Annotated in this window: 11 protein-coding genes; 7 read left to right on the plus strand and 4 right to left on the minus strand. The window is 61.9% G+C overall.

Annotated elements, in window-relative coordinates; translation table 11 throughout:
* The first annotated feature begins 129 nt into the window (after window positions 1-129).
* Both DWU99_RS12275 and aceE read left to right on the plus strand, forming a co-directional pair.
* Complete coding sequence (locus DWU99_RS12275; protein WP_115478351.1) at window positions 130-2,421, plus strand: NADP-dependent malic enzyme; 2,292 nt, start codon at window positions 130-132, stop codon at window positions 2,419-2,421.
* A 268-nt stretch (window positions 2,422-2,689) separates the two neighbouring features.
* Window positions 2,690-5,383 (plus strand): pyruvate dehydrogenase (acetyl-transferring), homodimeric type, encoded by a 2,694-nt coding sequence (gene aceE, locus DWU99_RS12280; protein ID WP_115478352.1) that lies wholly within the window; start codon window positions 2,690-2,692, stop codon window positions 5,381-5,383.
* A 64-nt stretch (window positions 5,384-5,447) separates the two neighbouring features.
* On the opposite strand, the gene DWU99_RS12285 is transcribed toward aceE, so the two are convergent.
* The 4 genes from DWU99_RS12285 to DWU99_RS12300 all read right to left on the minus strand — a co-directional run bounded on the left by DWU99_RS12285 (window position 5,448) and on the right by DWU99_RS12300 (window position 8,461).
* The gene (locus tag DWU99_RS12285) at window positions 5,448-5,765 is read right to left on the minus strand and encodes a hypothetical protein (protein WP_115478353.1); all 318 of its coding nucleotides are present in this window, start codon (window positions 5,763-5,765) and stop codon (window positions 5,448-5,450) included.
* 78 nt (window positions 5,766-5,843) lie between these two features.
* The gene (locus tag DWU99_RS12290; protein ID WP_115478354.1) at window positions 5,844-6,518 is read right to left on the minus strand and encodes a glutathione S-transferase family protein; all 675 of its coding nucleotides are present in this window, start codon (window positions 6,516-6,518) and stop codon (window positions 5,844-5,846) included.
* Window positions 6,515-7,126: a hypothetical protein gene (locus DWU99_RS12295; RefSeq protein ID WP_147292922.1), complete on the minus strand. Its 612-nt coding sequence runs from the start codon at window positions 7,124-7,126 to the stop codon at window positions 6,515-6,517. Before DWU99_RS12295 ends, DWU99_RS12290 begins: the two co-directional genes overlap by 4 nt.
* 63 nt (window positions 7,127-7,189) lie before the next feature.
* Entirely contained in the window at window positions 7,190-8,461 is a 1,272-nt protein-coding gene (locus tag DWU99_RS12300) for an MFS transporter (protein WP_115478356.1), read from the minus strand.
* Window positions 8,462-8,832: 371 nt separating this feature from the next.
* Here DWU99_RS12300 and DWU99_RS12305 point away from each other — a divergent pair, with 371 nt between their 5' ends.
* The 5 genes from DWU99_RS12305 to DWU99_RS12325 all read left to right on the plus strand — a co-directional run bounded on the left by DWU99_RS12305 (window position 8,833) and on the right by DWU99_RS12325 (window position 11,894).
* The gene (locus tag DWU99_RS12305; RefSeq protein ID WP_115478357.1) at window positions 8,833-9,705 is read left to right on the plus strand and encodes a LytTR family DNA-binding domain-containing protein; all 873 of its coding nucleotides are present in this window, start codon (window positions 8,833-8,835) and stop codon (window positions 9,703-9,705) included.
* A 67-nt stretch (window positions 9,706-9,772) separates the two neighbouring features.
* A complete protein-coding gene (locus tag DWU99_RS12310) occupies window positions 9,773-10,507 on the plus strand; it encodes a hypothetical protein (protein ID WP_115478358.1) in 735 nt (244 codons plus the stop codon).
* Between the two features lie 62 nt (window positions 10,508-10,569).
* Window positions 10,570-11,046, plus strand: a complete 477-nt coding sequence (locus DWU99_RS12315; protein WP_115478359.1) for a DUF6491 family protein — start codon at window positions 10,570-10,572, stop codon at window positions 11,044-11,046.
* A gap of 3 nt (window positions 11,047-11,049) precedes the next feature.
* Window positions 11,050-11,322, plus strand: a complete 273-nt coding sequence (locus DWU99_RS12320) for a hypothetical protein (RefSeq protein ID WP_115478360.1) — start codon at window positions 11,050-11,052, stop codon at window positions 11,320-11,322.
* Window positions 11,323-11,426: 104 nt separating this feature from the next.
* A complete protein-coding gene (locus DWU99_RS12325; protein ID WP_115478361.1) occupies window positions 11,427-11,894 on the plus strand; it encodes a DUF6491 family protein in 468 nt (155 codons plus the stop codon).
* Window positions 11,895-11,903: the final 9 nt, after the last annotated feature.

Consider the following 11,903-nt stretch of genomic DNA (forward strand, 5'->3'; position numbering starts at 1 on the left):
TGCGAGCTTTACGGTGACTCCGTCACGGCGGTGCCGGGGCATATGGGGCAAAGTGACGAGTGCTACCATGCGCCGATGCCGCCAGGGCGGCCAAAGCATCCTCACTTCCCTTCTGTTTCGGCATATCCGATGGCTCATTCCGACGACTTCCGCAAAGCCGCACTCGAGTACCACCGCAAACCGCGCCCCGGCAAAATCAAGGTTTCGCCAACCACCCCGCTGATTACCCAGCGCGACCTGTCGCTGGCGTACTCGCCGGGCGTGGCCTACGCCTGCGAGGCGATCGTCGAAGATCCCCAGGCCGCCAGCGAGATGACCGCGCGTGCGAACCTGGTGGCTGTCATCACCAACGGCACCGCCGTGCTGGGCCTGGGCGACATCGGTCCGCTGGCCGGCAAGCCGGTGATGGAAGGCAAGGGCGTGTTGTTCCAGAAGTTCGCTGGCATCGACGTGTTCGATATCGAACTGGCCGAGCGCGACCCCGACAAACTGGTGGACATCATCGCCTCGATGGAGCCCACCTTCGGCGGCATCAACCTGGAAGACATCAAGGCGCCGGAGTGCTTCATCGTCGAGCGCAAGCTGCGCGAGCGGATGAAGATTCCGGTGTTCCACGACGATCAGCACGGCACCGCGATCATCGTCGGCGCCGCAGTGATCAATGCGCTCGAAGTGGTCGGCAAGAAGATCGAAAACGTGAAAGTGGCCACCACCGGCGCGGGTGCCGCGGGCATTGCCTGCCTGGACATGCTGGTGGCGCTGGGCGTGAAGCCGGAGAACATTCTCGCCTTCGACCGCGAGGGTGTGCTCTATGCCGGTCGCGGCCACATGGACCCGGACAAGCTGCGCTACGCGCGCGATACCAAGGCGCGCACGCTGGCGGAGATCGTCGACGGTGCGGACATTTTCCTGGGGCTTTCCGCCGGCGGTATCCTGAAGCCGGAGATGGTCGCGACGATGGCGGACAAGCCCATCATCCTCGCGCTGGCCAACCCCTCGCCGGAAATCCTGCCGGAAGACGCCAAGAAGGTGCGCCCGGATTGCATCATCGCCACCGGCCGTTCCGACTATCCGAACCAGGTCAACAACGCGCTGTGCTTCCCGTACATCTTCCGCGGCGCGCTGGACGTGGGCGCCACGGTCATCAACGAAGCGATGAAGCTCGCCTGCGTGCACGCGATCGCCGAGCTGGCGCAGATGGAAGCGGGCGACCTTGCCGGTGCCTATGGCGGTGAATCGCCGACTTTTGGTGCGGATTATTTGATTCCGCGTCCGTTCGATGTGCGTCTGCTGGTGATGCTGGCGCCCGCGGTGGCCAAGGCGGCGATGGAATCGGGTGTTGCGACGCGCCCGATCACCGACATGGACGCGTACATCGAAAAGCTCGCGCAGTTCATCTACCGCACCGGCCTGATCATGAAGCCGGTGTACGAGCGCGCACGCGCCGATCGCAAGCGTGTCGTTTACGCCGAAGGCGAAGAGGAAACCGTACTTCGTGCGGTGCAAACGGTCATCGACGAGAAGCTGGCCTATCCGATTCTGATCGGACGCCCCGACGTGATCGAGACGCGCATCCAGCGCCTTGGTTTGCGCATGCGCGCGGGCGTGGATTTCGAACTCACCAACATCAATGAAGACCCGCGCTTCAACGAATATTGGCAGCACTACCATGCGCTGACCCAGCGCCGTGGCGTATCGCCCGCGGCGGCGAAGAACCTGCTGCGTTCGCGGCCCACGCTCATCGCCGCGATCATGGTCGAGCGCGGTGAGGCGGATGCGATGATCTGCGGCCTGGTCGGTCGCTATCACAAGAAGCTCGGTTACATCCGCAGCGTGTTCGGCCTGGATCCCGGTGTGCAGTGCACATCGGCCATGAGCGGGGTGATCAACGAGAAAGGCACCTGGTTCTTCCTCGACACCCACGTGCAGTGCGACCCCACCGCGGAGCAGATCGCCGACGCGACGCTGCAGGCCACTTATCGCCTCAAGTTGTTCGGCGTCGAACCGAAGGTCGCGCTACTTTCCCATTCCAACTACGGCAGCCACGAGAACGCCAGCGCAGCCAAGATGCGCGAGGTGTTCAAGATTCTCAAAGCCCGCGCTCCGAAGCTTGAAGTGGACGGCGAAATGCAGGCCGACACCGCGTGGGACGAATCACTGCGCGAGCGCATCTTCCCCAACACCACGCTGAGCGGTCGCGCCAACCTGTTCGTGATGCCCAATCTCGATGCGGCCAACATCACCTACAACATGGTGCGCGTGATGACCGATGGCGTGGCCATCGGACCGATCCTGATGGGCGTGGACAAGCCGGCGCACATCCTTACCCCTTCGTCCACCGTGCGTCGCACGATCAACATGACCGCGATTGCGGCGGTGGATGCGCAGATTCGCGCGGCGCAGGGCGAGCGGGCCAGCTGATCTGTGGTGCGCTGCGGCAGGTTGATCTCCACATCAACCTGCCGCGTCCGAATGGGCTTCGCCCGTGCGCATACGTATGTATTTCAATTCATTTGGCGTGATCGTCGCAGGCGGCTAGAATCGGAAGGCTTAGCTCGTTCTGCGGCGAATACGCCTCGCGGTTCCGTTCCGTGCCGGCCTCAGCCGCCCAAGCGATGCAATGGTTTCGTCGCCTCCCCAGCGACGCGCATCCACCGCAAGGCGGCGCCCCGTGCCGCGGAGACGTTCCATGGATCAGATCGACGACATCCTCCACCAGGACCTCGACCCCACCGAAACCCAGGAATGGGTTGAATCGCTCAGTGCCGTCATCAATCGCGAAGGCACCGAGCGAGCGCACTTCCTGCTGGAAAAGCTGGTCGATTCCACGCGTCGTTCGGGTGGCTATCTGCCGTTCGATCCGACCACCGAGTACGTCAATACCATTCCGCCGCACCTGGAAGCCAAGATGCCGGGCGATGGCGCGATGGAGTGGCGCATCCGCACGCTGATCCGCTGGAACGCGATGGCGATGGTGGTCCGCGCCAACCGCAAGCCAGGCGAGCTTGGCGGCCATATCGCCAGTTTCGCATCGTCGGCGACGCTCTACGACGTCGGCTTCAATCATTTCTGGCGCGCGCCGAGCGCCGATCATCCCGGCGACCTGGTGTTCCATCAGGGCCACTCCAGCCCGGGCATCTACGCACGTTCGTTCCTCGAAGGCCGCATCGGCGAAGACCAGCTCGACCTTTTCCGCATGGAAGTCGCCGGCCACGGCCGTGGCCTGTCCTCGTATCCGCACCCCTGGCTGATGCCCGACTACTGGCAGGTGCCGACGGTGTCGATGGGTCTGGGTCCGATCCAGGCGATCTACCAGGCGCAGTTCTGGAAGTATCTCGAGCACCGCGGCCTGATTCCGAAGTCCGATCGCAAGATCTGGTGCTTCATGGGCGACGGTGAAACGGACGAGCCCGAATCGCTGGGCGCGATCGCGCTGGCCGGCCGCGAAGGTCTGGACAACCTCATCTTCGTCATCAACTGCAACCTGCAGCGCCTCGATGGTCCGGTGCGCGGCAACGGCAAGATCATCCAGGAACTGGAAGGTGTCTTCCGCGGCGCCGGCTGGAATGCGCTGAAGGTGGTCTGGGGCAGCTACTGGGATCCGCTTCTTGCGCGCGACCAGAATGGCGTGCTGCGCAAGCTGATGATGGAAACCATCGACGGCGAATACCAGGCCTGCAAGGCTTTCGGCGGCGCGTACACGCGCGAACATTTCTTCGGCAAGTATCCGGAGACGCGCGAGATGGTCGCCAATCTGAGCGACGACGACATCTGGCGCTTGAACCGTGGCGGTCACGATCCGCACAAGGTGTATGCGGCTTACAACGCTGCGGTGAACACCAAGGGCATGCCCACCGTGATCCTCGCCAAGACGGTGAAGGGTTACGGCATGGGCGCCGCTGGCGAATCGCAGAACCCGACGCACCAGCAGAAGAAGCTGGACGACGAAGCCGTGCGTCACTTCCGCGACCGCTTCAACATCCCGGTTTCGGACGACAAGCTCAAGGACGTGCCGTACTACCACCCCGGCAAGGATTCGCCGGAAGTGCAGTACATGCTGGAGCGCCGCAAAGAGCTGGGCGGCTTCCTGCCGCAGCGTCGCCGCCACACCGACGTGAAGCTCAAGGCACCGGAACTGCCTGCGTTCGAGCAGATCACCAAGGGCACGGGCGATCGCGAAATCTCCACCACCATGGCGCTGGTGCGCGGCATGAACCTGCTGCTGCGCGACAAGGCCATCGGGCCGCGCGTGGTGCCCATCGTCGCCGACGAAGCGCGCACCTTCGGCATGGAAGGCATGTTCCGCCAGATCGGCATCTATGCGCCGTTCGGTCAGAAGTACCGTCCGCAGGACGCCGATCAACTGCTGTACTACCGCGAAGACCAGAAGGGTCAGGTGCTGCAGGAAGGCATTTCCGAAGCCGGCGGCATGGCCGCCTGGATGGCGGCCGCGACGAGCTACAGCATCAGCAACCAGCCGATGCTGCCGTTCTTCATCTACTACTCGATGTTCGGCTTCCAGCGCATCGGCGATCTGGCCTGGGCTGCGGGCGACATGCGTTCGCGCGGCTTCCTGATCGGCGGTACCGCGGGCCGCACCACGCTCAACGGTGAAGGCCTGCAGCACGAAGACGGTCATTCGCATCTGCTCGCCGGTGCCATCCCGAACGTGCGCGCGTACGATCCGACCTTCTCGTACGAAGTGGCCGTCATCCTGCAGGACGGCACGCGCCGCATGCTGGAAGACCAGGAGGATGTGTACTACTACCTCACGGTCATGAACGAGAACTACAGCCATCCCGATCTGCCGCAAGGCGTCGAGGAAGGCATCGTCAAGGGCATGTACCTGTTCAAGGATGGCGGCAAGCCGAAGAAGGGCGAGACGCGCGTGCAGCTGCTCGGTTCGGGCACCATCCTGCGCGAAGTGATTGCCGCGGCGGAATTGCTGGAGAAGGATTTCGGTGTCACGGCCGACATCTGGTCCGTGCCCAGCTTCAGCGAACTGCGCCGCGACGGTTTCGACGCGGAGCGCTGGAATCGCCTGCATCCGGAAGCCGAACAGCGCGTGCCGTTCGTCACCGGTCTGTTGCAGGGTCGTCAGGGTCCTGCGATTGCCGCCACCGACTATGTGCGCGAATTCGCCGACCAGATCCGCGCCTTCATGCCCGACGGCACGCGCTACACCGTGCTGGGCACCGATGGCTTCGGTCGTTCCGACACGCGCGAGCACCTGCGCAGCTTCTTCGAAGTGGATCGCTACTGGATCGCGCACGCCGCGCTCGCCGCGTTGGCGAAGGACGGCAAGGTCAATGCCAAGGACGTGGCGCGCGCCATTCGCGAGTACAAGCTCGATCCGGACAAGCCGAATCCGCAGACGGTGTGATGGTCATAAAAAAGAAACCCGCCGAAAGGCGGGTTTCTTTTCAATGGTGTGTTGAACGCTTCGATCAGTCTTCGTCGTCACTGTGAAACGCGCGACGCAGCAGCAGGAACGCGCCAATGGTGCCGGCAACGATGGCCACCGTGGCCACCGGATGACGATTCACGTGCCGGCGCAGGCGGCGATATTGATAGTTCGCCTCGTCCGCGAAATCTTCGGCGGCCTGGGCGATGCGACGAGTGGCGTCGCCGCGGTTGAGCCGGCCCACGGCGCGACGTCCCCGGCTCACCCAGCCTTCGGCGGTGTCCGTGACGCCATCGGTGTATTGCCTGACGCGGCTACTAAGATCGTCGAGGCGACGTTCGATATCGGCTTGCCTGCTCATGGGATGCTCCACCGCTGTCCAGATGTATCACGTTGCCAGCGCTCACGTGAGTGTGGCGTTAACCGTAGTCGCTTTCGTTCAGCCACTCAACAAGCTGTACTCGCCCCCGCGTTCGATCGCGCGCTGGTAGGCAGGGCGCGCGTGGACCTTTTGCAAAAAAGCCTGCAGATGGGGGTAGCGACTGTCCAGTCCGCCACGGGCCGCTGCGGCTTCCAGTGGGAAGCTCATCGCGATGTCCGCGACGCTGAAGGCATCGCCGCCGAACCATTCCGCCTTGGTCAATTCGCCTTCCATGTAGGCCAGGTGCAACGCAATCTGCGGGTCGACGAAACTTTGTTGCACCTTGCCCGCGATGCCCTTGGCCACCGGGCGTACGAAGAAGGGCACGGGTGCGGTTTCAACGCGGCGGAACACCAGCTTCAGCAGCAAGAGCGGCATCGCCGATCCCTCCGCATAGTGGAGCCAGTAATTGATGCGCAATCGTTCCGGCGTGCCGGGCGATGCGATCCATCGGCCAGCACCGTAACGATCGCCGAGGTATTCGATGATCGCACCGGATTCGGCCAGGGTCAGATCGCCATCCGTGATGACCGGCGACTTGCCCAGCGGGTGCACGGCACGCAATTCTGGCGGCGCCAGCATGGTTTTCGGATCACGCTGGTAGCGCTTGATCTCGTAGGGAAGACCCAGCTCCTCGAGCAGCCAGAGCACTCGTTGTGAGCGCGAGTTGTTGAGATGATGGACGGTGATCATGGCGAATTCCCAGTGATCGTCGTGGATGCGAGAACAGGTGCAAACTCCTGGCGAATCGGCGCGCTGACCAGCTTCTTGATGATCCATCCAAGCAGTATGGAGATGCCGACTGACATCAGCATGGTGAATATCCGTATCACGTTCATGAAGCCGCGCATGACCTGCATCATTTGCTCGACGTCGGGCTTCGGATTCGGTGGCATGGGGAAGTGATCGAACACGGCGCTCATATACCACCACTGAAAAAACAATCCGCCGATTTGATAGAGGATGCCGAACGCCATCAGGCCGATGAACAGCTTGCGCGCCCATTCTTTGCGCAACAGCAAGCCGATGGAGGCCGTCAGCACCGATAGCGACAACAGCAGGAAGATACGGAACATCCAGAAGAGGTGATCGAACATCCAGCCCATCTGCACCGGCATGCCGGGCGGAAGGTTCTGCGACATAGGGACGTGTTGCTGCTGCATCAGCGGCACGAAGATCAATTGCAGCATCAGGTTCTGCATCAGGCTGATCAGCGAGGCAAAGCCGGTGAATCCGATGAAGATCCATGCGAGCACGGTGACGAACGTGGAGCGCGCAGGCATTGCGGGTTGACTGTTCATAGATGCCCCTGCATGAAAGTGTCGATCCGGTGATGGGTGTTCGACCTGCAGCCCGTGCGCGCGCTAAACCGTTTGCGCAGAGGGTTCCTTCTCTTCCACGACTTGTTCCAGATGCAATCGCTGACGCAGGCGCAACGTTGGAAACATCAGCATCCACAGGCCAGCCACCGCCAGTGTACCGATGCCGCCGACCACGGCCGAGCCGACGGCGCCAAGCCATGCGGCGACCATGCCCGACTCGAATTCGCCAAGTTGATTCGAGGTGTTGATGAAAATGGAGTTGACCGCGCTGACGCGGCCGCGCATGGCGTCGGGTGTATCCAGTTGCACCAGCGAGCCACGGATCACCATGCTCACCATGTCGAACGCACCGAGCGTAAACAGCGCTGCCAACGACAGCCACAACACTTTCGAGAGTGCGAACACCAGCGTCGCTGCACCGAAGCCGGCGACCGATGCGAACATGATCATCCCGACACGACGTTCCATACTGTTGTGCGCAAGCCAGAACGACATCAGCAAGGCGCCCACGGCGGGAGCTGCGCGCAGCAAGCCAAGACCCCATGGCCCGGTGTGCAGGATGTCCTTGGCAAAAATCGGCAGCAGCGCCGTTGCACCTCCTAGCAATACCGCGAAAAGATCCAGCGAAATGACGCCGAGTATGTCCTTGCGTTCGCGGATGAAATGCACACCTGCAAACAGCGTTTTAAGTGTGGCCGGTTCGCGCTTGGGCGGCGCCTGTTCGTAGCGCAGCTGCGACACCATTGTGGCGGCGATCAGATACAACACGGCGGAGACCGCATACACGACGCCGGGGCCTGCCACATACAGCAGGCCGCCCAATGCGGGGCCCATGATCATCGCCGCCTGCATCGCCGAACCATTCACCGCCATCGCCCGTGGCAGCAGGGAAGGGGGAACCAGCGCGGGCACCATCGATTGCATCGACGGCGATTCGAAGGCCTTGGCGACGCTAATGGTAAAAATCAACGCCAGAATGCCGAGCTCATTGATGGCATGCAGCAGCGTGAGCGTGGCAAGCGACACGATCGCGATCCATTCCACGATCTGTCCGATCAACACGACGCGACGCCGGTCGAACTGGTCTGCAATGTGGCCCGCCGGCAAAGCCAACAGCACCGACGGGAAGAATTGCACCAGGCCAATCAGGCCCAGATCGAAAGCCCGCCCCGTCATGGCGTAGATCTGCCAACCCACGGCCACCGACAGCATCTGGAAGCCGAAGCTGGAGGCAGTGCGAGCGCACCAGAACGCAAGGTATGCGCGGTGCTGGAACAGCGAATCCTTTGAGCCCTGCGTGGAGGTATTCGACATCACCAGTCCTTGTCGCGATCCGCCATTATCGGGGTCCCCCGCCGTCGCGCAAAGTCGCAGCGGCACACGTTCCACGAAGCGCGGCTATGTAGAATCCCCTTGGAGCCTGTTCATGATCTTTGCGTAGCCCGCGTTGTGTCTGTATGGCCGTCAGGTGGTGGCGTGCGGCGCCGCGCCTGACTGGCCGTCAGGTCAAGCCGCGCGCTGCCGCATGGCGGCCATACAGACACAACCCTTCGGGCCGGGTCTGTTTGCCCGCATGGCCGCGTCATCACTCGCTCATGTATCGACATACACTTCGCTCGTTCTTCCTTGCCCTGCGTGCAAACAGATCCCGGCGCGGGCCACGCAAAGATCATGAACAGGCTCCTATGGGCACAAGCCGCGGTTTTACCTTCGAAAGCTTCCAGCGCTGGCGGCGATCATTCGAGATCGCTTTCTGGCCGGCGTTCTTTGTCCTCAACACCGTTTTCAATGGCGAGATTTCGGTGATGGACCACCCTCGTGTTCAATGGTGGGAGCCATGGGTGTGGGAGGCAAGCAGCTCGACCGTAATGCTGGCGCTGGTGCCTGCGCTGGTGACGGCATCGCGGCGCTGGCCGATCCGCATCGATACGTGGCAGCGAAACTTGCCGTTGCATCTGATGTTCAGCGTGGTCTTCAGTGCCATCCACGTGGCAGGCATGGTGGGGTTGCGCATGCTGGCTTACGCGATGGCCGGACAACATTACGATTTCGGGGCGTGGGCCACCAATTTTGCCTACGAATACCTCAAGGATGGTCGTTCTTATTTTTGGATATTGGTCACGATAGGCTTGTACCGGTTCTGGGTAATGCGTCTCCAGGGCGAAGCAAGTTTGCTGGAGGAGCCCGACGTCGGGCCGCCGGTAGAACCGGTGGAACAACCCGAGCGGTTTCTGGTGCGCAAGCTCGGCAAGGAGTTTCTGCTGGCTGCGCGTGAAATCGAATGGCTGCAGGCATCGGGCAACTACGTGAATCTGCATGTGCGCGGGCGCGACTATCCGTTGCGCGCCACCATGGCGGGCATCGAAACGCGACTCGATGCGCAGCACTTCGTACGGGTGCATCGAAGTTACGTGATCAATCTGGACTTCCTCGCGGAAATCGAGCCTCTGGATACCGGCGATGCGCGTCTGTTGATGCGCGACGGCGTGAAAATTCCCTGCAGCCGGCGTTACCGCGCCATGCTGCGCGAGCGCTTCGGCCAGCCCACGGCGGCTTGAGCGGGCGGTTGCACCCGGTCATCACTCGTTTCAAGCTAGCGGCCTGTCCTTTGCCGGTGTGCTGCCAATGACCCGTTCGTTCCTTCGTCGTTCTGTCCCCCTTTTTGCCGCCTGTAGCCTGCTTGCGCTCGCCGCGTGCTCGCAACAGGAGCCAAGCGCGCCGTCGCAAGCCGATGCGGCCAAGGCCCAGGCTCAGGCGGAAGCTGACGAAGCCAATAACCAGCTGCAGACGTATCGCAAGATGCTGCAGATGAAGAGCGACGAAATGGCTTCGCAACTTGGCCAGCAGATCGTCCAGCAATTTCCTAACAGCGACGCGGCCAAGGAAGTGCAGCAGACGCTGCCGGCCGTGGAGCAGCGTTGGAAGGAAACCAGCGAAAAGCGCCGGTTGACGGCGTTGTGGACCTATCAGGTCGGCCCGATGGAAGGCGGCACGCAGTCCACTGCCAGTCTTTACAGCACATCGCCCTCGGGGGATCGCGCCGTGCGTCTCGTGCTGCGCCGGCACACCAAGTGGGGCCAGAGCGTGTTCATGTTTGGGACGGGCCACGGCTTTGTGTGCAAGGGCAATTGCATGATCCAGACGCAATTCGACGGCAAGTCGCATCCGCTGCGCGCTTTCTTGCCCACCACCGGCGAGCCGGCGATTTTCATTCGGGACGACAAGCCTTTCATCGAGGCGATGGAGAAGACCAAGCGCATCACGATGAATGTGGAAATGCAGGATGGCGGCAAGCAGACGCTGGTGTTCGAAGTCGGCGGCTATGATCCGACCAAGTGGACCGAGGTAGGCAAGAAATAACCGCTGTGCACTGGCTGCGCATGCGTGCGTTGAATCGAGTATCCGGTGACGGAGAACGTGCCATGTTGAACATGCGAGTGTTGATGATCTTATTGGCCGGTGCGTGGCTTGCCGACTGTACCAGTGTTCCTTACGCGCAGCATCTCCAGCAACGCCAGCAGGCCTACAGCGCGGCAGCGGGCGCCCCAGTCCGTAGCTTTCGCCTGGTCCTGGGCGCGCAGATCTACTCGTGGGAACCACTCAGCGAAACGCAGCTGGTGGTCTACACCTTGCCCACGCGGGCCTATCTGCTCGATGTCTGGCCCTGCAGCAATCTGACCTTTACGAATACCATCGGCCTGACCAGTTTTGCCGATCAGGTGCAGACAGGCTTCGACAAAGTGCTGCAGGGACGGGACTACGTGCCTTGCATGATCAAGCAGATTCGTCCCATCGATCTGACGCAACTGAAGTTGGACAAAGACCGAGAGGAACAGCGTCACGTCGACAACGTGCAGCGCGATAGCAGCAATGGCACGCCGCCACCCGGCAAGAACTGAGCGATGAGTGAGCCGGACATCTATTGCCCGCATTGCGCCTGGCGTCCGCTCGGCACCAGTCGCTGGCTCTGTTCGCATCACATGGGCGGCTGCGGCACGACATGGAACACGTTCTGGACCGGCGGTGTCTGCCCCGGTTGCGGGTATCGCTGGGAGATCACGGCGTGTCTGGCGTGCAAGCAATTCGCGCTGCACAGGGACTGGTATCACTGGCCCGAATCCGATGCGCATCATCTGGACCGCACGCGAGAAACGGAGCAGCCGGCAGGACAATAAGGTCTTTCCAGTCCTTTTCCCTGAGGTCCGTTCGCATCATCGGGACTGTGCACTCTCAAGACGCTGGTGCGTTAACTCTCAGTAGATGAATCCGGAGTTGTGCCATGTTGAAGATGCGTGTTGCGGGTGTTGTTCTGCTCGGTGCTTGGGTGGCGGCTTGTTCCAGCGTGCCCTACGCACAGCGCCAGAAACAGCGTCAGGATGCTTACAACGCGGCCGCCGGCGCGCCAGTGCGCAGCTTCGTGTACCTGGGTCGGATGTGGTCGTGGGAACCGCTCAGCGACCAGCAACTGGTGGTCTACACCGTACCCAGCCGGGCCTACCTGCTTGACGTATGGGGCTGCCCGAACCTGCCATGGACGCAGGTCATCGGTTTGACCGCCAGCTTCCGCGAAGTGCAGACCAACTTCGACAAAGTGCTTACCGGGCGCCGCTACGCACCCTGTCCGATTACCCAGATACGGCCGATCGATCTGGCGCGCCTGAAGCTCGAGCAACAGGCGCAACGCGAGGTCGATATGCAGCCCAGAAGCGATGCCAATACGCCATCCGTTCCGGCTGGTCAGCAGTAGTGCCATGAC

The sequence above is a fragment of the Dyella psychrodurans genome (genome assembly GCF_003363265.1).
Lineage (GTDB): Bacteria > Pseudomonadota > Gammaproteobacteria > Xanthomonadales > Rhodanobacteraceae > Dyella_B > Dyella_B psychrodurans.